Annotated in this window: 12 protein-coding genes and 1 pseudogene; 3 read left to right on the top strand and 10 right to left on the bottom strand. The window is 43.8% G+C overall.

The features are described from left to right. Window positions 1-90: 90 nt before the first annotated feature. Together QUA53_RS03655 and QUA53_RS03650 are read right to left on the bottom strand one after the other, a co-directional pair. Window positions 91-492, bottom strand: coding sequence for a GFA family protein (locus QUA53_RS03655; RefSeq protein ID WP_333095400.1), 402 nt, complete (start codon window positions 490-492; stop codon window positions 91-93). Between the two features lie 37 nt (window positions 493-529). After that, window positions 530-973: an Rrf2 family transcriptional regulator gene (locus QUA53_RS03650; protein ID WP_190656033.1), complete on the bottom strand. Its 444-nt coding sequence runs from the start codon at window positions 971-973 to the stop codon at window positions 530-532. A gap of 265 nt (window positions 974-1,238) precedes the next feature. Between QUA53_RS03650 and QUA53_RS03645 the strand changes: the two genes are divergently transcribed. Together QUA53_RS03645 and QUA53_RS03640 are read left to right on the top strand one after the other, a co-directional pair. Further along, the gene (locus QUA53_RS03645; protein ID WP_015179394.1) at window positions 1,239-1,628 is read left to right on the top strand and encodes an AbrB family transcriptional regulator; all 390 of its coding nucleotides are present in this window, start codon (window positions 1,239-1,241) and stop codon (window positions 1,626-1,628) included. A 675-nt stretch (window positions 1,629-2,303) separates the two neighbouring features. Further along, window positions 2,304-5,972 (top strand): PAS domain S-box protein, encoded by a 3,669-nt coding sequence (locus QUA53_RS03640; RefSeq protein ID WP_333095405.1) that lies wholly within the window; start codon window positions 2,304-2,306, stop codon window positions 5,970-5,972. Window positions 5,973-6,539: 567 nt separating this feature from the next. Here the strand turns inward: QUA53_RS03640 and QUA53_RS03635 are convergent. Next, window positions 6,540-7,643: a site-2 protease family protein gene (locus QUA53_RS03635; protein ID WP_333095407.1), complete on the bottom strand. Its 1,104-nt coding sequence runs from the start codon at window positions 7,641-7,643 to the stop codon at window positions 6,540-6,542. A 497-nt stretch (window positions 7,644-8,140) separates the two neighbouring features. Here QUA53_RS03635 and QUA53_RS03630 point away from each other — a divergent pair, with 497 nt between their 5' ends. Further along, on the top strand, window positions 8,141-9,214 hold the full coding sequence (locus QUA53_RS03630) for a DUF3616 domain-containing protein (protein ID WP_333095409.1): 1,074 nt from the start codon (window positions 8,141-8,143) through the stop codon (window positions 9,212-9,214). Window positions 9,215-9,294: 80 nt separating this feature from the next. Here the strand turns inward: QUA53_RS03630 and QUA53_RS03625 are convergent, their stop codons facing one another. The 7 genes and pseudogenes from QUA53_RS03625 to QUA53_RS03595 all read right to left on the bottom strand — a co-directional run. Next, complete coding sequence (locus tag QUA53_RS03625) at window positions 9,295-10,932, bottom strand: AAA family ATPase (RefSeq protein ID WP_333095410.1); 1,638 nt, start codon at window positions 10,930-10,932, stop codon at window positions 9,295-9,297. A 186-nt stretch (window positions 10,933-11,118) separates the two neighbouring features. Then, a complete protein-coding gene (locus QUA53_RS03620) occupies window positions 11,119-11,481 on the bottom strand; it encodes a DUF2470 domain-containing protein (RefSeq protein WP_333095413.1) in 363 nt (120 codons plus the stop codon). 749 nt (window positions 11,482-12,230) lie between these two features. Further along, the gene (locus tag QUA53_RS03615; RefSeq protein ID WP_333095415.1) at window positions 12,231-14,393 is read right to left on the bottom strand and encodes a flotillin family protein; all 2,163 of its coding nucleotides are present in this window, start codon (window positions 14,391-14,393) and stop codon (window positions 12,231-12,233) included. 142 nt (window positions 14,394-14,535) lie between these two features. After that, window positions 14,536-15,165, bottom strand: a complete 630-nt coding sequence (locus QUA53_RS03610) for a response regulator transcription factor (RefSeq protein WP_333095426.1) — start codon at window positions 15,163-15,165, stop codon at window positions 14,536-14,538. An 84-nt stretch (window positions 15,166-15,249) separates the two neighbouring features. Then, window positions 15,250-16,281 (bottom strand): response regulator, encoded by a 1,032-nt coding sequence (locus tag QUA53_RS03605; RefSeq protein WP_333095417.1) that lies wholly within the window; start codon window positions 16,279-16,281, stop codon window positions 15,250-15,252. Beyond that, a complete protein-coding gene (locus QUA53_RS29125; protein WP_445305230.1) occupies window positions 16,278-21,107 on the bottom strand; it encodes an ATP-binding protein in 4,830 nt (1,609 codons plus the stop codon). Before QUA53_RS29125 ends, QUA53_RS03605 begins: the two co-directional genes overlap by 4 nt. Window positions 21,108-21,158: 51 nt before the next feature. Beyond that, window positions 21,159-22,481 (bottom strand): annotated as a pseudogene (locus QUA53_RS03595) (ATP-binding protein); the annotation flags it as partial. Window positions 22,482-22,557: the final 76 nt, after the last annotated feature.

The following is a 22,557-nucleotide window of genomic DNA, read 5'->3' as shown; positions in this document are numbered from 1 at the left end:
TGATAGTCCATCCGGCCAGGAGCGAGCGTCAGGGTAGCGCAGGTTTTAAGTGCTGCTACCTTTGGACACTTTAATTTTTTAGCAGCAATTTTAACTGCTGAGATTACTTTCGTCGCGGAGCAAGTGTACGTTCTCCTCCCAATTAACACCGTCAAAGGGTAGAATCTCAAAGTGTTTGATGGCATCGCCGTCAAGACAGCGGACGTTGACATCGAATTGATCGGGATGCGATCGGGGGCGATAGAACGAGTGAATGCCGCAAATTCGGCAGAAAGTATGTTGAGCAGTTCCTGTATTAAATGTATAGGTGGTCAAAACATCTTGGCCACTGAGCAAGGTAAAACGTTCCGGCGGCACAATGAGGTGCAAAAATCCCTTCTTTTTGCAGATAGAGCAGTTGCAATCTGATGCTTCGTGTTTGTCAACGGCGACACGGAAGCGGACAGCTCCGCAGTGACAGCCGCCAAAGTAAGTAACAAGTGTTGCGTCCATGTGTGATTGCTGGCGATCGAATGAATGAACTTACCATTTAAATGATAAAGCTAGTTTCTTCCCCAAGAGCCGCTTGCCAACTGCGGACATCATAGTATAAGTCTTCGAGGGAAATACTGTACAGCGCTTCGGCAAGTTTTTTGTGCAATCGGTTCCACAAACTGAATGTTACCCAGTCCTCTGCTTGCGTCGCATCTGGAAAATGTCGAGGTAAAGGTTCAATAGTTTCACCTACAGCCTCTAAGATTTGTCCTAAAGAGATTTGAGCTGGCTGGCGGGCTAATTGATATCCTCCTTGGGCACCCCGAACAGATTGGACTAAACCGGCTCGTCGCATTTCAATCAGCAATTTTTCTAGATACGGAGCGGGTAACTCCTGTCGCTTCGCTATCGATTTCACCGATGTCGGGCCAAAGCGAGGTTGCAAACTTAGATCCAGTAATGCTTTGACACTGTAGTGTCCGCGTGTGGTTAACTTCATGGGATTTTAAGAGCGGGGCAAATATTCAGCTAGCTGATAGCTGATAGCTTATGCTACCGAGTTTAGAGATTGCTCGCACCGGCTGCAGCTACTCCTCAAGAAAGACTACAGGTTGTTAAAAATATTTAGATAATAGTGGTTAACAATTGAGCCGATCGGTGTAATATGGTTTTACGACCAGCTATAAAGCTAAAGTTTCTTGGTCAAACCAAAAACCAACCGAGAAAAAATCCGTACACCAGTTGAATATTTCAGGACTCAGTAAATGGCTAAAAAGAAAAATATCGAACCCCTTGAAGGCGAAGATCTGATCAAAAAGGTCAAAGACCTAGAGAACCTTACCAAGGAAGAAAAAGCTAGAGCCTGTGGCTACTACACCGTTACTAAGAACGGCGTAGAACGGGTCAACATGATGAAATTCCTGAATGCGCTGATTGATGCAGAAGGCATTCAGCTAGACGGGAAGCAAAACGGCAATGGACGCGGCGGACGCTCTGCCAGCTATCGGATTAGCGTTCAATCTAACGGCAACTTACTGATTGGAGCCGCCTACACCAAACAAATGGAACTCCAGCCGGGAGATGAATTTGAAATCTCTCTGGGACGCAAGCACATTCACCTGCGCCAAATCGATAGAGAAGAAGAAGAATCCTAGGCTTTTACGACTTGCTTTGACTTCTTGCTTGAACTGGTTGGTTTGGCTTCAAGCATTGACTGCAAGCAGAGAATTGGCTCGGAAATCTTTCTGTGAGCCTAAAACAGTATGGCTTCTATAGATGGCAATGGCTGGACAAAAGCCACTGCCACTACTTTATATTTTCCGAGAATACCTATTCTCGCCCCTCGCTATATCCGTGTGGACAAGCGGGGGATTTTCCGCGTACCTGTTAAAGAGAAGTTCTGCCACCAATTGTGTACGGGGTTTAACGGATGTAATTGATGGATGTTCTGTCGCCAATTGTGTACGGGATTTAACGGATGTAATTGATTAACTGAAGAGGTTTGAAGGAAGAATTAGGTTTGGTTGAGCTAGGAAATCCACCAAAGCAAGAAAATGGCTGAGGTATTCTCAGCTAACAGTGCGTCATACCAGTTGAAAAAAAAGAATGCAACTGTAGCCAAGCTCGAAAGCACGAGCTTAATCATTAATTCCCAATTATTTGACCTAAAATTTAAAATCTAAAATCTAAAATTGTATAAGTCTCGTGCTTGCTCCTGATTTGTGTCTGTGTGGGAGGGGTTTTGAGGTCCAGGAAACACCTCGATCGCCCGTAAGTGAAATTACAGGCTGGAACAGTTAAAGTGTTAGGGAGCAATTAGTCATCAGCCTATGCCGTTGCCCCGATTCGCCAGTAAAACTTCTCAACACCAAACAAAAATCTCCCTGCGTCACCTTCTAGTGGCCTCTTTTGTGCTGCAAATCGTCGCAGGAGTCGGGATTGTCGGGTATCTGTCATTTCGCAACGGAGACAAAGCAGTCGAAGAGCTCGCCCAGAACTTGATCGCGGAGACGGGAAAGAGAGTTGAAGAAAAGCTGATTTCTTTTTTTGAACATACCCAGTGGGTAAATCAACTTAACGCTGAAGCCATCGAGCGCGGTGAATTAAATTTACAGTTAGAAAAGCCGCAGCCTCGGGGAGAGAAGTTCCTGTGGCTGCAAATGCGATCGTTTAAAAGCATTCAATGGATATCCTTCGGTGCTGAAAAATCAGGAGAATATCTCGGCATTTGGCGCAACCCCACGGATAACAGCTTGCAAATTGTCGTGGCGAACAAGTCTAGCAAGTCTCAGAACATATACTACGCTACAGATGCCCTAGGAACTCGCACCGCTAAATTAAAGGTAGAACCCGGAGTCTACGATGCCCGCCTCCGGCCCTGGTACAAAGAAGCTGTCGCAGCTAACAAGCCGATTTGGACGAGCATTTATCAAGGTTTTACTCCTGGGAATGTTTTTATTGCTGCCAGCCAACCGATTCGCGATCGAAAGGGTAAATTGCTGGGAGTTAGTGCAGTACACTTTTCGCTCTTGGAACTTCAGCAATATCTCCATCGCATCAAGTTTAGCAAAACCGGACAAATTTTCGTGATCGAACGATCGGGCTTGCTGGTTGCCAGTTCTAGTCAAGAATCACCCTTTAGAAAGATGCCAAGAAAGCAGCAAATGCAGCGGCTGAATGTTTTAGACAGCCAAACTCCTGTCATTCGCACCGCAGCTAAATATTTGTACCAACACTTTGGGGACTTGGACGACATTAAGCAGCCGCAGCAACTTAAATTTAGTCGAGACGGGCAGGAATATTTTGTGGAAGTGCTGCCGTTTTCTGATGTTTACGGTTTGAACTGGCTGATTGCGATCGCAGTTCCCGAATCCGATTTCATGGGGCAAATTAACAAAAATACCCGCACTACAATTTTACTTTGTTTGGTGGCGCTACTGCTATCGACAATTGCTGGAGTGCTGACAGCTAGGTGGGTAACACTGCCACTGCTGCGGCTCAACGAAGCAGCTAAAGATATTGCCGCCAGAAAGTTCGATCGCGCTGTTAGCGTCAGTAGGCTGGAGGAAGTCGGCGAATTAGCCGAGTCTTTTAACGAGATGGCAGCTCAACTGAAACAGTCTTTTCAAGCTTTGGCAGAAAGTGAAGAAAAATTTGCCAAGCTGGTAGAAAATTTGCCTCTTGGAGTGTCGGCGATCAATCCGCGTGGCGCAGTTATTTTCATCAATTCGGCGGGAGAGCAAATATTGGGTAGGGGAGAAATGCCCGATGCTACCGCACAAGAGCTACCACAAGCTTATCAAATTTATATAGCAGGCACTAATCAACTCTACCCGGCCGAGCAAATGCCGTTTGTGCGGGCGTTGAGTGGCTTCGAGGTGATTGCTGAAGATATGGAAATTCGCCGAGACGGGAAAAATATTCGTTTGGAAGTGCGAGCGCTGCCGGTGTTTGACGGTGCGGGGAATATCCTTTATGTTCTTACTGTTTTTAAAGATATTACGGCTCGCAAACACGCAGAGCAAATATTGGCTGACTACAACCGTACCCTCGAGATTGAAGTAGTCTATCGCACGATCGAGCTAGCCTCGATCAATGCCCGCTTGCAGCTCGAAATTGAGGAGCGCAAGCAAGCTGAAAAAATTATCCGTCAAGAGCGGGACTTTAACTTAAAGATTATCGAAAATTCTCCGATTTTTTTTGTGGCGATCGACTCTGAGGGTAAAATCCTGCTGGCGAATAACAGTATGCTGGAAGCTGTGGGCTATACTGCCACAGAAGTTGCAGGTAAAGATTACTTAGCTACATTTGTACCCCCAAGCGATCGAGCCGGATTACATTCGATTTTTACGGGCGTAACAGCGCGGGAGCAAACGGTTAACGAACATCGCATTCTCACTTCGGACGATCGAACTTTGTTAGTCGAGTGGTACGGCACACCGGTACTCGACGAAGGTGGCAGCCTGGATTTCTTGTTTGGATTTGGGATTGATATTGGCGATCGCAAACAAGCACAATTAGCCTTGCAAAAAAGCGAAGCTCTGTTTCACAAATTAGCCAACACTGTTCCCGGAGAGCTTTACATATTCGTGCAGCATCCCGACGGCTCAGTCAAGATGGAATATATCAGCCCTCTGTGCCGAGAAATTCAAGAATTAGAGCCAGAGGAAATCCAGAACAACTCTGCTTTACTCTACGAACAAATGCACCCGGACGATCGATCCAGTCACTTTGAGGCAATTGTCAAAAGTGCCACCGATCTAGAACCATTTTCCCACGAGTGGCGGATTGTGACAGCATCGGGAAAACTCAAATGGCTGCAAGGTTATTCTCGACCAGAATTGCGCGAAAATGGAGATATTGTCTGGCACGGCATAATCATTGATACGAGCGATCGCAAACAAGCAGAACAAGAACTCCAACAAGCCAAAGAAGCCGCAGAAGCTGCCAACAAAACTAAAAGCCTTTTTCTCGCCAACATGAGCCACGAATTGCGAACCCCCCTCAACGCCATTCTCGGCTTCGCTCAATTAATGGAACCAAGCGCTAATTTAACTTTGCCGGAAAAAGAAAATATCAAAATTATTCGCCGCAGCGGAGAGCACCTGCTTCAAGTGATCAATCAAGTCTTAGACTTATCTAAAATTGAAGCGGGGCGCATGAAACTCAACGCCAAACTTTTTGACTTGTACCGCTTGCTGGAGGACGTGCAAAATATGTTTCAGATTCCGGCGACAAATAAAGGATTGCAATTAATTATTGACTGCTCTCCCGATGTTCCCCAATACGTGCAAAGTGATGATGTCAAGTTGCGACAAGTGCTGATTAATCTCTTAGATAATGCAATTAAATTTACCCAATCTGGTTCTGTTTCAATCACAGTATGGCAAAATGAATCAGGACTAATTAGCCCTACAAAAAACGATTGTTTAAATACTGCGGAACATCAAGAAATAGTTTTTATTTGCTTTGAAATAGCCGATACAGGAGTTGGGATTTCCCCGGAAAAGTTAGAAAGTATATTTGAATTATTGGTGCAAACTTCCTCAGAAAAGAAAGTTAAAACAGGTACGGGTTTAGGATTAAACATCAGCCGCGAGTTCATAAGATTAATGGGCGGCGACATTACTGTAGAGAGCGAATTGGGACAGGGGACAGTCTTCACGTTTGACATTCAAGTTGTTACCGCAGCGGGTGCTGGTGAAGTCATCAATAAATATGTTGAAGTCAATGATTTACCGCAAAGTTCAAGTATGGTACAAAAAAAAATATCTGATAGTGCTGCAATATTTACTACGCTGGACTCCAAGCCGAAAGTTCCCCCAGAATGGACGAGCAATCTAAAACAGGCCGTCCGTGAGGCCGACTTCGACTTGATTGCCAGAACTATTGAGGAAATCGGCAGCGATAATGATGTTTTTGCGGAAGTTCTGATGAATCATCTATATAATTTTGATTATCAAAAAATTATAGATTTGATTAATGAAATTGAGCGGTAGAGTGTGCCGAAGATTAACTGATACAGCCTTTCTCAGTAACAGTACGGTACGGTTGAGAATGGTCAGGTAATCAGTAGACAAGAGTGCCTAAATTTTGGATTAATAGACAAACCGCAGATTAAGGCAGATGAACAAAGATTAACACTGATAATTTCAAGATCTGCAGGGTATTTGCAATAGATATGGAATTGCTCACCAGCGTACCTCACGAAAGTTGAGAAAGACTATATAATAATTATCATTCTTGATGGGAGCTTAATAATTTAGTCAGTATTTAGTCAGTCCTAGACGCAACTGGCACCTTAAAAATCTTTAACTATTGTGACAGTTGCGTCCAGGACTATTTGTGTTTGAATGTGACTTTTTTGAAGCTATTGTTAACCCCCCCGATCGCCCTTTTGGTAAGGGGAAATCGAGGGGGTTAACTGTTATACGATTTTCGATTTTCGATTTTCGATTTTCGATTGAAGAATTGGGTATGGCTGATGACTGCCAGACTTTGAAGCACGGGGCTACAGTTGCATTTTCTCGGGGAAACAGGTGTTATTTGTCAAGTATCTGAGGATATTACGCAGGGTTCGCTTCGGCTCGTCTTTGTAGCAGGCGGGCAATTTCAGCTTTTTCTACAAGTCCGACGAGGACACCGTTTTCGCGAATGACGGGGAGCTCTTGTACTTTGAGTTGTTCTAGAAGGGTGACGACTTCGAGGAGAGATAATTCTGGTTTGACGGTTGTGGAAAATTCGATCGGCTTCAGGAGTTCTTTAACTAAAACTTGGGGCCAAGTTCCGGTAGGAATGGTTTTGAGGTCGTCTAGGTCGATCGCCCCTACCAATTGTCCGGCATCATCTGTTGCCAGGAACCTGCGCCAGGTTTGAGTGCTACCGATCACGTAGTTGTTGGCAAATTCTCTGAGGGACAAGTCTTGCGAGACGATCGGACTTTCGGGGGTCACAGCATCTGCGGCTGTCAGCCCTGCCAGTTTATTTTGGACTGTGGCATATTGGGCAGATTGACCGGCATTTTGCAGTAAGAACCAACCGATTACTAGATTCCAAATATTGCCGAATACGCCTGTAGCAATGGCAATCCAACCAATTATTTGACCGACGCGGCTAGCAAAAATTACACCTTTGTAAGGGTTGCCAGTAATTTTCCAGACGATCGCTTTGAGGATGTTGCCGCCGTCGAGGGGCAAGCCGGGAATTAAGTTAAATAAGGCTAGAACTAAGTTGATGGAAGCTAAAAGTCCGACAATGGCGGCTGCGGGGCCTGTGAGACCAGCACCGATGCCGATCGCTGTTAACAAACCGGATAAAAATAAGCTCACCAACGGGCCTGCAATCGCTACCCAAAATGCTTCTGCGGGGGTTTTAGATTCTCTATCTAAATTAGCCAGTCCGCCAAACAGAAATAGCGAAATCGATTTCACGCCAATTCCCTGTTTTATGGCTACCCAACTGTGTCCTAATTCGTGGGCCAAGACGGAAGCAAATAACAGTAACGCTGTGAATAATCCCAGCATCCAGGGCGCTACGGGGCCCAATGTGGGAAACAGGGCAGCTAATGCGCCGCCGTACTGCCAGGTTACTAAACCCAGAACTAAAAACCAAGATGCGTTGACAAAGAAGGGAATCCCAAACAGGTTGCCGACGCGAAATGTACCGTTCATAATGGCTACCTCTGATTTTACGAATGAGAGGTTTTTCTCTCTGTCTCCTTATCGTAACGAAAGGTAACGGCGATGTTAATGCTTAAATTAGGGTGTTATCCGTCTGTGGAGGTTCGGTTTGCGGAATAATTACCGCCGACTGCTGTTTGACCCGCTAGGGGTTAAAAATCCTTATCTCAAAACGGAAGTTCTTGCTATGAGGCTTGAGGAGGATATCTGTTTTAGTTTTCTGTCGGTTTTAACTCAAATCTTGCACCTCTTTGATGAACAGGCAAGGTGCCTGTTCCACAAAAATTAAATTTTCTTGTGGGCCGTTGCTCCTAGCCGGCCCATAAAAGCTTTATTGAGAATGGTGCAACATTTCTGTTTTAACTGAATGCAAGATTTGAGACGGAGAAGGAATTCCCGGCGGACTATTACACCTGTGGCAAGATCTCAGTTTCAAGCAGGTTTAACTATAATGACTTACCCTAAGAATAGTTTCGATCCTAATAATTATGCCAGAATCCTTTTTGCTCGGTCGGCTGCTGCTGCAATTTAACAGCGAAGCGGCTGATATTATTACAGACTTATCCGCTGTTGTTTTAACTCCCGACGGCAATTTGTGGCTGGGTTCAGATGAAACGACTTCGATCGAGCGTTTGTCGCCTGTCGCGCCTCATATTTTTGGAGAACATCAAAGATTTGCGATCGCAGATTTTCTCGAACTTTCGGGAGAATGCGAAATCGATATCGAAGGAATTGATTTCTGCAGCGATTATCTTTGGGTGGTCGGTTCTCACAGCACAAAACGCAAAAAAGCTAAAGGCAAAAACCCCGAAAAAGACATTGAAAGATTAGCACAAATCGAGACAGAAGTCAACCGCTATTTGCTGGCGCGCCTTCCTATGAAAGACGGAATGTTGTGCGAGTCAATTTCCCATTCAGACAATCAAAGAGAACAGAAAGTTGGATGCCTTCAGCGGACAGAAACGGGCAATTTGCTGACAGATGCGCTCAAAGATGACAGCCACCTCGGTCTATATTTATCTGTGCCGATTCCGAGTAAAGAAAATGGCTTTGATATTGAAGGGTTAGCGGTGCGGGGCGATCGTATTTTCCTCGGTTTGCGGGGGCCGGTGCTGCGGGGTTGGGCAATAATTTTAGAGATAGAAGTTGAAGAGGCAGAACCGGGAGTTTTAAGGCTTAAGGCGATTGGGGAAGGAGAGAAATTTTACAAGAAACATTTTGTTGATTTGAACGGTCTGGGCGTGAGAGAATTGTGCTGGAATGGGGAAGATTTGATTGTTTTAGCCGGGCCGACGATGACGTTATCTGGAGAGATGAGGGTGTGTCGGTTAAAGGGAATTTTAGGGCGATCGGGCGACAGTATTACTGGACAAGATGGGGGAGATTTGGAGGTATTGTTTGACTTGCCTTTTAAGGTGGGGGCGGACAATGCTGAGGGGTTGTCGCTGTTTTCGTATTTGGGTGGGCAGAATTCGCTGTTAGTGGTTTACGATTCGCCGGATGCGGGGAGAATGGTTGAGGGAAATTCTATTTATGCGGATATTTTTAGGTTGGGTTTGTAGTGAGGAAATGAGTCCGAGCAAGTTTTGGTGAATCAGGAATAAGGACTAAAGTCCTGACTACAAACAGATGCAAAATTAAGTTAATTGTCGATCGCATCCCTCCGCCGCTGGCTGTAGCGTTTCAATTCATCAATTAAGTGAGTATCGTTAGAAGCTGTTCTCGCGCCCGCTTCCGCCGCCCAGCGCTTCAAATCTTCAATTTGCGATCGCGCGATCGCAGCTAGAGGTACAGTATCCTCGATCGACCTCAAAATATCCTCCGTCATCAAATCCCGGCGCTGTCCGTTTACAAACGTTCCAAACGCCCGATACAATCCATCTATTACAACTTGCTCGATTTCTGCACCGCTAAAATTCTCAGCGCGTTTCGCCAAAACAGCCAAATCAAACTCGCGCAATCTAGTAGGCCGCAGTCGCTGCAAATGCACTTTAAAAATATCTTGCCGTTCCGATTCTGAGGGCAAATTTAAAAAGAAAATTTCATCAAACCTGCCTTTTCTCAGCAACTCTGCCGGCAAAATCCTGACGTTATTTGCAGTTGCGACAATAAATACCGGACTGGTTTTTTCCTGCATCCAAGTTATCAAACTGCCGAATACCCGCCGCGAAGTTCCCGAATCGCCGTCGCTACCGCTGATAATGTTGCCGAAGGCTTTATCTATTTCATCTATCCACAAAACGCAAGGTGCGATCGCCTCTGCTAATTGTATCATTTGCCTGACGCGGCTTTCGCTTTCCCCGACCACGCCGCCAAACAATCTCCCAGTATCCAACCGCAACAGCGGCAAACGCCATTCTGAGGCTATTGTTTTCGCAGATAAAGATTTGCCCGTTCCTTGAATTCCTACTAACAAAACGCCTTTCGGATTGGGTATTCCGTAGCGACGCGCTTCGTCAGTAAAAGCATCTTGCCGCATTTTTACCCACTGTTTCAAATTTTCCAAGCCGCCCACACTTTTTAGGGATTCTCTGGAGTTGAAAAACTCCAAAATTCCCGTTTGGCGAATTGCTTGCTGTTTTTCCTCCAAAACTCCGTCAATATCTGAGTCGTTAATTTGCTGTTTTGCAGCCAAAGCTTTAGCTAAAACCCGCCCGATTCTAGCGCGGCTCAAACCCTGACAAGCTTTAACCAACTGTTCTCTTGCTAACCCGCTAACTTGCAACTGTTGTGGCTTTTCCACAACGTGGGAAATTAAACTGTCGATTTCTTGGACGTTGGGCAAAGGAAAATCAATTACTGTTACTTCTTCTTTCAATTCCTCCGGCAATTCCAGCGTGTGAGAAGTAAGAACTATAGTTTTTTTGCTGCGCTTCAATTCTCGCGTTAAATTCCGCAATTCTCGCACTACCGCCGCGCTTTTTTCGCTGTAGGGATATTTCAAAATAGGGTGCAAATCCCGCAGTACAAATATGGTATATTCTTCAACAGCAGTTTTGCTGACGCGATCGAGCGCCGCCATTACCGAACCTTTCCCAGAACCGTTATCCTCCCAGCCGCGCACAAGATCCCAGAACAACACCCGGCGCGCGGGAGTTACTTGCAGTGCTACTTGGGCAATTACGGCTTCGACCGGTTCCTCCTCCGCGCTGACAATGTACAGCAGCGAATAGCGGGCGCGAATCATCAAATCTAGTCGCTTTACCAGTGGGTCGAAATGGTTATTTTTACTGCCATTGACAGCCTCTAATTCTTTGGATTTGGGGTAAGTATCGGTCATTTTATTTGGTATTTTAGAGTAAAATTAAACTTTATTAATTTTTTTTGCAGTACGGATTTTAGTCTTTTAAATAAAATTAACACAACTAAAGGTTTTCCATAAGGACTTGAGTCCTTAACAACTATTGAACCAGACTAAAGTCCGTACTGCAAATGTTAAAACTATAACAGAATAGTACGCAATTGACTACTTAGCAACTTTTCGAGCTTGTTTAACCATTTCAATGAGAGTGTGGTGAGCATCTTCGGCGTCTTTTAAAGTGCGATCGAAATTTACTCTAACAGGCACTGTTTCGTCGTTGACTTTAGCGCTTAAATCCATACCGTTGGCATCAATAGCGAGCATTTGAGCTTCCGTTGCCTGCGGTTGGTCGCCAAATGCTTGAGCATATAGCACGACAGCACTCGCGTGGTCTTCGTTCATGTGAGTGCAGATGCGATCGCTAATCTCAGTGGAAAACGGTTCTGACATGGGAGATTCCTCAGATGCAATATCGATCGATTGTACTGCGATCGGTACAAAGTTTTCAACCGCGATGAATTGCCTCAAGATTTATCCGTGACAACTAACTAAATTATATCCGCGTTAATCGGCGTTCATCTGCGGTAAAAAATCCAATCATTCAACTACAATGATAAAATATTACTTTCTCAATAGAGGGTACTCACATGAACAACTCTAGCGCTTATATCGAACTACTCAAAACATTTCCTCCCCGACGCATAACTGCTGAGTAGGAATTAATTGTAACTCAAAAAGCGATCGATTCTCTGTGGGACAAAGGCGAACTGACTCCAGACGAACGCGACTATCTAAACGTACTTAGAACTCTAGTTTATGAATGCGAGCATACTTGAGAACCCATACCTGACATTTATGGAATAGAACTGTTAAAAGCTTTGATATAAGAATTTAGCCTTAGACAAAAAGACGTAGTTTCTATTTTGAAAGCCGAGTATATTGTCTCAGATATATTTCATTAAAAGCGTCAACTTACAACAGAACATATACAAAAAATTGCAGGTTTTTTCGGTGTCTCGTTGGCTGTTTTCTTTCCACTGCATCCAACACCTAATAACTCGCAATGAGTAAAAATGGCGTCTACACAAACATAAATTTTATGGCCGATAGAATTCGCGTCTGCACAAACAAAGTCCGCCTTCGCGGACTGAAATAAAAAAGACTAAATTCCGTGTAAGGTGCGCAATGCGAACCCTACAAATCTGGTGTAGTAGAAGGTGCGCATTGCGCGCCCTACGAATGATCAAATACGAATCATTTAACTTGCCAAAAACTACCTAACTAAAAGATCGATCGTCAAAAGGCAATTCATCAAACTGCGAATCAATCTCAGCCTCAGAATTCGCAACAGGGGAATTAGCGCGAGATGCCGGCGGCTTTGCTGAATGCACCTTTGCTACTGGTAACTTTGTTGCAGATTCCGATTTCTGTAGGTTAACTACCGGCAACTCCCCGCCATTTTCTCCATTTTTACCCGTTTGATTCCACAACATCATTCCCAGCAAACCATCAACCAAACCGCCACCGCTACCGTTGCCTGTTACCGCAACATCCGGCACAACTCGCACTTTGCGATCGCCTATAATTTGCATTAACTGCAAAGCCGTATAACCCGAACCTCCCAAAGCAACAACACCCGCGCGATAAGCTTCAGCTTGAGCATTTCCCTTCACCCGAATCGACTCAGCTTCGCCTTGAGCTTGTTTAACCTGAGAATTCGCTTTCAACTCAGAAATTTTCACGCCTTGTTCGGATTTGACCATCTCTTGTTGAATCTCAGCCAGCGCCGTTTCCCGCACCAATTGTTGCCGCTGAGTTTGTGCTAATTGCTGCACCTCATAAGTCTTGCACTGTTCCTCAGCAATTTTGCGATCTGTTTGAGTTTGCATCAACTCTGCTGGCGGCAAAATATCCCCGATTAAAGTATCAATTGCCTGCACGTCGTAGGTACGCAAAGCTGCTTTGATATACTCGGCGGCTTCGGCTTGCCTGCCGCTTCTTGCCGAGAGAAAATCTAATACAGAATAAGCTTGAGCAGAATTGCGGAAATAATTCCCAATTGTCGGCTGCAAAACGTGGTCTACTAAATTCTGCATCGAACCGACGCGGGAGATGACTTTCGGAGCATCCAAAGCGCCGACGTGAATAATTTGAGCTACTTCTAAATCAAAGGCAAAACCGTCTTGAGAACGCACTGTTAAAGACGAAAGTTTAGAATCGTAACTGTGCCTTTCTGTTTTGCCCGACCAATTCAATACTATATTAGTAGTCGGCACTAACTCTACTTTCAAAATGCGAGTGTTCAGCGGATGTTTCCCCGGATAAAGAGGAGTCACCCACACGCCTTTATTGCCGACATTTACTAAATTTCCGTGAGTGAAAGCAGCGCCACTCACATCTTCTGAGGTTTTGCCTACATAAGAAATAACCGCGCCGACATAGCCGATCGGGATTTCCGTCATCGGCACTTGTTCCACCCCGACAAACCAAGGATTTAAGTTCCAAGAACCTGAAAGCAAAACCTGTTCCTGCAAGCCGCGCCGCCCGCCGCCACTGATAAATTTCTGGGCGTTTTGGAAGTTGTCGTGATTCGGAATAATCGGTCCTGCAATTTCTCCATCTTGGATCGGAACGCCGTCATAAGTTGTCACGACTCCCACTTTATCGGGAGCAATTTTGTACAGTTTCAACTGTTCCGCTGTCATCCCGTGTTTGGGAGCATTAGCTGCTGTAATTACCGTAAATAATGCCGTATTTATCCGATAGCTACCGCCCGTCAGAAGGCCGAGTTGGCGACCTTTTTCTCCACCGCTTTTAAGAAATTTGCGAGCATCTTGAAAATTGTCGCATTCTGTGATTTTGCCTAGGATGCGCTGCGGCGGAATCGACTCGCCGGCGGCGGCGATAATTAAAGCAATTTCACCTTGGGGAACCACAGTTAGAGACTCTTTGCGAACGTTGTACTGCAAAGGCCAATAACCCCAGTGCCAACCGGGGGGCAAAGTATCAGCTTGATATCCAGCTTCTCCGTTTAAGGCAATTAAATCTCCGGGGGGTAAAGACTTGCCGCCGAAGCTAAACTTTTTACTGACAATTCCGACTTCACGATCGCCAATTACCACCAATCCGCCAAAAAATAGCGGCAGCACCAGAATAATTATCATACCGCCGATCGCGATCGGGATAAATCCACCCGGACCGAGCTGCATTGTCTGCACGGGAACAGTGGTGCGTAACTGCCCTAACTGCAAGCTAGAATCTGATTTTGCGACTAACTGAGTCGAGGTTTGATTTGCGGGGGGGATATTGCTAGCCGCTAATACTGGCGAGGGTTTCAAACTGGTTATTGCACTGAGGGCTAAAGACGCCGAAACAGCCGCTGCAAACTGTTTTAAAACGCGGACTTTGACTTGAGATTTGGACAAAAATGAATAAAGCATTTTTTTGATCGGGGCTAATTTGTCCTAGGAGTTCCAGCTTAGCCTTACTAAAAAGTTTTTACATAAAACTTAAGGTCTTATTTATCATTATTTGCGGTCATAATAGTCATATTTCTCAGTAAAAAAAATACTGCTCATTAAACTACAGGCTGACAATCCCCCGTTTTAATGCGGAAATCGCGGCCTGCGTGCGATCGCTAACTCCCATCTTGCTCAAAATATTGTTGATGTGAAACTTGACGGTGCTTTCGCTGATGTGCAGAACTTCACTAATCTCGCTGTTGCTTTTACCAGCGACTATGAGGCGGATGACTTCTAATTCGCGATCGCTCAATTCAGGCCCACTCAGGCGATCGGCTAACTTAACACCCACTGCCAGCGGAATGTACTTTTTACCCTCAAAAACAGCCCGAATTGCTGCTAAAAGCTCCTCTGGTTCCGCATCCTTCAGCAGATAGCCCTTAGCACCAGCTTGCAATCCGCGATAGATGTTTTCATCGCCGTCATAAGTCGTCAGCACCACAATCCGGGCGCTGGGAAACTCCGCACAAATCGCAGCAATGGCGGCGACTCCATCCATCACCGGCATCCGCCAATCCATCAGCGTTACATCGGGCTGATGTTGGCGGAACATTGTCACAGCTTCTTCGCCGTTGCTTGCTTGCGCCACAACTTTAACATCTGATTCCTGCTCCAGCAGCGCCACTAAACCTTGCCGCACAATATAATGATCGTCGGCAATTAAAACGCGAATAATATTTGATTGGTTAATCATGTTTACCCTGTTAATTTTATCAAAAAAAACGAAAATATCACTACAAACTTACTATGTATGGTACGAAATGTGCATCTTACTTTACTGGCAATTAACTGAAACTATAACTTCTGTTCCGTTTCCAGGGCTGCTGTTTACAGTTAGCTGCGCGTTAATGCGATCGGCGCGTTCTCTCATCCCCAATAAACCAAAGCCATTGCTCAAACCGATACTTTCCGTATTAAATCCCTGTCCGTTGTCTTGCACCCGCAAAATAAACTTGGCTGTTTCGTAAATAAACTCAATTTTGATCGCTGTAGCTTTGGCATATTTAAAAGTATTTGTTAATGCTTCCTGCCCGATCCGCAACAGATTATTTTCTACCTCTAATGGTAGGGAATATGGCGTGCCAACCATTTCAATAATAGTGCGCGTATCAGTATCTGATGACATTTGTTGAGCAATTTGGTTGAAAGCGCTATACAAATCGCCATCTTCTAAAAGTTGCGGGCGCAGAGATTCTACGGAGCGCCGTGCTTCAGCAAGTCCAGAGCGAGCCAATTCGCAGACTGTTTTCATGTGTCCCTGTGCTTGTTCTGGATTCGCTGCCATTACCCGTTCTGCAGCTCCCAAATGTATGATAATGCCTGCAAAAGTTTGTGCTAAAGTGTCGTGAATTTCCCGCGCCATGCGGTTGCGCTCTTCTAGAATATTTTGGTCTATGAGTTGTTTAGACATCCTTCTCAGATGCAATTGATTTTCGACGCGCACTAAAACTTCTTGTTGTTGAAAAGGTTTTGTAATATAGTCTACTCCCCCCAGAGAAAATGCTTTTACCTTATCGAAAACTTCTTGCAAAGCGCTGATGAAAATTATTGGGATATCTTGAGTTTTTGGAGTAGCTTTGATCTGCTCGCAGATTTCGTAGCCATCCATTTGAGGCATCATAATATCCAGTAAAATTAAGTCTGGTAAGTTTGCTTTGATAAAGTTTAGAGCTAATTGGCCACTGGGAGCTAGGTAAACTTTATACCCAGCGACAGATAGTATGCCACTTAAAAGTTTTAAGTTCTCAGGACAATCATCAATCACTAAAATACTTTCTTCGCCGGTAAAACTGAGGTTTTTGTTCATGTCTCATCCCTCAATGTGTGTATTAAATTTAGCAACTGTTCGTACTGAAAATTTTTAATGCAAGCTGCGCTCGCCCTAGCTAAGGGCTGATTGATTTCGCGAATTTGACTGATTACTGTTTGCATCTGTTCCAAATCGAGATTGCTAATAGCTTGCTGCAGATTGGCTACTAACTCAGGAGGCAATTCAGAAAATGCGGTTTTTGTCAATACATTTACTTCATTTTCTGGGAAACTGGGGGCAGCATTTAGTTCTTCAAAAACGAATTGCACCCCGATATGTTTGTGCAAAACATCAAATATGTTTGCTTCTCTAAATGGTTTGCGAACAAAATCATCGCATCCGGTAGAAAGAACAACGGCTTTTTCTTCCTCAAAACTACTTGCTGTTATGGCAACAATTGCTGTAGCTTGAGTTTCGCTCACATCTTCGCCACCTTTAACAAGGGGGGAAGTAGATGATGCTTTGGCTTTAATTTGTTTGGTAGCTTCATACCCATCCATCACCGGCATCCGCATATCCATAAAGATTAAATGCGGTGAATATTGCTCCCACTTTTCTATTGCTTCCATCCCATTTTTGGCTTCGTAGACTTCAAAACCGATCGCGGAAAGCAGTTTAACCAGCAGTTGGCGGTTGTCAAAAGCGTCGTCTGCAACGAGAATTCGATAGCGGGGTTGATTGGGTGCGATCGCAATAACTCGTCTAGTTGGCTGTTCCCGTTGGCGATCGGTACTTTCAACTACATTAAATTTAATGTCAAATTTGAAGATAGTACCGCCTCCAGCACGAGAACTGACTGTCATTTCACCGCCCATTAACTGTACAAAAGAACGCGCGATAGCTAAACCTAATCCTGTTCCTTGTTGCGATTCTTCCCCAGTTTTAGTTTGCACAAAAGCTTCAAAAAGCTTGTTTAATTCACTACCATCAATTCCCTCTCCCGTGTCTTCTATCTCAAAGCAGATTTGCTGAGCAAGATTCTGATTTTTAATTTTCACATAAATGCCACCTTCCGATGTGAATTTAATCGCGTTAGAAATCAAGTTAATCAAGATTTGGCGCAATTTAATTTCATCAGTTTGCACATATTGGGGAAGGTCTGACATCCGCTCGACTAAGAACTGCAATCCCTTATTTTCTGCCGGCAGTTGGAACATATTTTCGATGTCGTCCAGTAGGCGGTGGAGGTCAAAATTTGTCGGGTTGAGCGTCGTGCGCCCCGCTTCTATTTTGGATAAATCTAATACTTGGTTAATCAGTCCGAGCAAATGTTCTCCGCTGCGGGTGATAATATCCAGGTGTTCTTGCTGTTCCTGCAATAGGTTAGAACCGCGATTCAACAGTTGGGAAAAACCCAGAATTGCATTGAGGGGAGTCCGCAATTCGTGGCTCATATTTGCGAGGAATATGCTTTTTGCTCGGTTGGCTTCTTGTGCTGCGTGTTCGGCTCGTTGTCGCTCGATAATTTCTCGCTGGAGTTCGAGAGTGCGATCGCTCACTTGCTGTTCTAAAGTGCGGTTGTAGTCGGCTAAAACTTTTTCGGCTTGTTTGCGATCGGTGATATCTTGAAATGTGGCGATCGCATAATTAATTTTACCAGTTTCATCCATAATTGGTGTGCTGGAAACTTCCAAGGAAACAATCTTATCAGGTCGGCGGAACTCCATATCATCTACTTTGACAGTTTCACCCGTCAAAGAACGCACTATTGGCATTTGTGCGGTGGGATATAACTCGTTAGTTCCTGCTAAATAAGCTTGACCAATTTCGGCAAATTGAGCGGCATTTAATTCGGGTATATAATTGATGCCACTGAGTTGGGAAGCTGTGGGATTTGCGTAGGAAATTTGTCCGGCGCTGTCAATTACTGTTACTCCAATCGGCATCGCATTGATAAATTGAGTAAGGCGATTTTCGCGTTCTTTTACTTCTGCATAAAGTTTAGCATTGGTAAGTGCGATCGCCGCTTGTCCCGATAGCAATTGCAAAACTTCTAAACGTTCGGGAGTAAAAGCTTGTGTAGTGAGGTTATTTTCGAGATAAACAATAGCAGCCAGTTGACCTTGATTCATCAAAGCAGCACACAAAATAGATTTGGGCTGACGAGCTTTGATGTAAGAATCATTCGTAAAATTGCCTTCACGAGGGGCATTATTTAAAACCACATTTTCTTTGGTTCGGGCGACATAATTGATAATTGTTTCAGAAAGTTTCTGGCAATTTTCAACTGGTTCAGATTGCAACACCGTTATCCGTTCGTCGTTCACTGCACCTTCAGCTTCAATCAGCAATTTGCCTTGACTTTCTAAAAGTAAATATCCTTTTTGAGCCCCGACATTTTCAATCAAAATTTTCATCAATCTGGACAGTAATTTATCCTGTACAATTTCCCCAGCAATTGCTTCGGAAGCTTTCATGACTGTAGCGATATCCAAGGAAGAACTAGAACGGCTGTTCGTAGTAGATGTAGTTGAACTTTTTTTACTTACAGGTCGATCAATCGTAAATAATTGCGGATATCGCGTTTCTAAATCTTTAACTTTAGCCGCCGCACCCCAGAGTTGATAGCAGTAACAGGATTCCTGCATATAAGCTTTGGCTGTTAATTCTTTCCCCCTGGATAAATAGAACTTGGCAGCGAGTTCGTAAGCGAGAGCGGCTTCGTGGATGTACTCGTTTTCTTTGGCGAGGGAGATGGCGCGATCGTAATAGTCGATTGCTTCCACAACTTGACCCAAAACTTCACTCCGAAGTGCTTCTACTAAATAAAATTTATGCAAGTGATTCATGGGAGCATGATGCGCCCAAGTACGCATTTTCTCTTGGCTGCTATTCACGCGATTTAGTATAGCATTTCGTTCGGAGTTTGCAGATTTCTTAAATATAGTTAAATGCGCGAGAGAGTCATAAAAATAAAAAACAGGAACAGCAACCATTCCTGTCATACCAATTAAATACTGTTCGGCAGTTACTGCATTATCTGCTGCCTGATGAGCTTCATCAAATAAATAGCATAAAATTAATTTATTCAAATAAAATAAAGCTAAACCTTGTTTGTCTTGAGTAGCTTGATGTATAGATAAAAATTCGTTTTCATTATAATCATCACTATTTAAATCAAGAGTGTTGGTATTTTTTTTTTGTAAATTGCGAACTATTTGTAAATACATTACTACCCAATTAAAGCTACTTTTTTGTCGAGTTTTGCTAAGAATTTCACAATAATTTATTATTTCCTGTTCTAGTGCAACAAGTTCATAACCCATTGAATATGAATTAAAGCAGCGATCGAATAAAGCATAACCAATAAATTCAAAATCTCCTGTTTCCACTGCACTATAATAAGCTTCAAGTAAAATTTTTCTACTTTCTTTTAGATGCTTTTTCCAATGTATAATGTGATTGCCAAAAGCATCTAAAACTCTAGCCTTAACTTGGCGAGCATTAAAGCGTTCTATTAACTTTAAGGCTAGCTGGGAGAATTCATAACCTGCCTCAATATCTACAACAATTCCACACAAAACAACGCCGTAGGCTGCATAAGCAAAAGCAGACCAGATTGAATTTCCGTATTTGATGGATAAATTGACATTAGCTAAAACAATTAGTGTCATTAAATCAGGATTAGTTAAATAGGTAGTACCTATCATTCTTGAACAAATAAATAAAGCGGTTCGAGCTTCTGGTTGCGTCATTTCAGGCAACTCAAATAATTCTTTTATTTCTCGTCCCTTTAACAGGGTATTTGTTTCTTCAAAACCCTTTTTAATCTCCTCAGTTTTGGGCTGTTCTGGTAAATCAATTCCTAACAACTTAAGAAAAAATAAACCTGTTTGCACTCCTTTTTTAAAGTTGCCTTGAGACATATGAGCTTGAATAATCACATCGTAAATTTTTGCTTTAGAAATTACTATTACTGTAGATTTTAATGCAATCTCTGATAACTGATTCATGATGATAAAATTACCTGTTAGATAGGCTGTCTCTACTGCTTCTTCATAAAGGCACAAAGTTAAGTTATAGGAATTTTTCCAACTATCTGCACTCAACATTTTTAGACCAACATTAAAATGCTCAAACGCTGCTTCATAAGCAGTTGATGCTTTAGCCTTTTGACCTGCTATCAGGTTTAGATGCGCCAGTTCATCTCTTTCTCGCTGATGGGAAATTAGATCGCAACCAAAATTTAGTTGATTGACAATTTCAAAAATTTTTTCTTCTGTAGGATAGGCATTTGGGCTGCCATCTACGCGGCTATTTTGCAGCAAAAATCGCCCAATTTTTTGATGTAAAATTGGCTTACCATGTTCGGAAATTAGCGAATACGCCGCTTGCTGAATTCTGTCATGGACAAATTTGAATTCTAGGAATTGGGACTTGGGTAATTTCCCTGCAATTTCTAATTCCACATCTCCCATGTTCCCCAGCAACACGACTAAATTTTCAGCAACGGCGGCGTACAACTCATCCGCCGTTTGTCCCACAGATTTTCCGCAAAGTGAGGCGAGGGTTTTCAGATCGAATTGATTGCCAATGCAGGCTGCTATTTTTAACGTTTCCTGCGTATTCTGTGACAGTTGTTTAATTTTGCCAGCCATCAATTCGACAACATTATCAGTGAAATTTCTCGCTTGAATTTTATCTAAATCCCACTGCCAACTCCCCTGGCTCCCCTCTTGGTAAGACTGGTCTGTTTCATTCTCTTGTAGGGGCAATCCCCCCGTGGTTGCCACAATATCTGAAAGCCCTGTAGGGGCAATCTCCCCACGCGCGGCGAAGCTATCCCGTAGGGAATCGCCCTCGTCTATCGGCTGGGGGGGCACGGGGGCACCGCCCCTACAAAACCCTGGTTTTTGTGAGAATGAAACAGCCCTGGGGGTAAAGTCGAATTGTAATAGCCCTTCTGTATAAAGCGATTTGAGAAATTCATTCATAAAGAAAGGATTCCCACCCGTTTTGAAAAAGACTAACTCCGCAAGGGAGTTGACTCTTGCTTCCTGGCAATTCAGGGCATCGGAAATTAGTTGAGTAACAGAGGCTAAATCTAAAGGTGACAGGAAAATGCGATCGACATTTGCCCCTGTTTTGATAATCTCTGCAATCGTTAGCATTAACGGATGAGCCGCAGAAACTTCGTTATCCCGATAGGCCCCAATTAAAAACAGTCCCGTTGACGAAGCGCCGAGCAGCAGTTGCATCAGTTTCAGAGATGCCCCGTCAGCCCACTGCAAATCATCGATAAATATTGTCAGAGGATGTTCGGGTTTAGTAAAAACTTTAATGAAGTTTTGAAACACAAAGTTAAAGCGGTTTTCTGCTTCTGCCGCACCCAATTCTGGCGGCGCGGGTTGCTTGCCGATAATTAATTCAATTTCGGGAATTACGTCAATAATGACTTGAGCGTTGATTCCCAATGCATCTAATAATTTTTCCCGCCATTCTTTAAGTTGCGCTTCGCTTTCTGTTAACAGTTGTTTGGCTAAATCCTGAAAAGCGCTGACAATTGCGCTGTAGGGAATGTTGCGCTGATACTGGTCAAATTTGCCCGATATAAAATAACCGCGCTGTTGAGTAATCGGCTTGTATAATTCTTGCACCAAAGCTGATTTGCCGATACCCGAATATCCCGAAATCAGCATCAGTGAACTTGTGCCACAGACATCTTTTCCTTGTTGGCTGACTTGTGCAAAAGCTGTCAGTAAGCTATCAATTTCTCGATCTCTGCCATAAAGTTTTTGTGGAATTTGAAAACGGTTAGAAATATCTTGACTCCCTAGGGTAAAAACTGATATATTGTTGTGGCTGTGCAGTTGATTTAAACATTCTTCTAAATCCGCTTTTATTCCGATCGCACTTTGATAGCGCTCCTCAGCGTTTTTTGCCATCAATTTCATGACAATATCGGAAATAATTTGCGGAATTTCAGGATTCACCTGAGATGGAGACAAGGGCTGTTTAGCGAGATGACTGTGTACTAATTCCAGCACATCATGGGTGTCAAAAGGCAGTTGGTATGTCAGCAGTTCGTAAAAGGTAGCGCCCAGGGAATAAAAATCTGTGCGGTAATCTAAACTTCTATTCATTCTGCCAGTTTGTTCCGGCGACATATAAGCAAGAGTTCCCTCTAAAATGTTGGGATTTTTTAGGGTGTTATTCTCCCGCGTCAACTGCGTCGAAATCCCAAAGTCGATGATTTGGTAGTGCTTTTATGTAAAGGATGGAGAAAATAGAGGCGGTTGAGCCTTCAGAATTGCTAATCGGATTTGGTGATTG

Origin of the sequence: Microcoleus sp. Pol12B3 (genome assembly GCF_036701355.1) — a bacterium.
Taxonomy (GTDB): domain Bacteria; phylum Cyanobacteriota; class Cyanobacteriia; order Cyanobacteriales; family Microcoleaceae; genus Microcoleus.
This window is presented reverse-complemented; position numbering and strand designations above follow the sequence as displayed.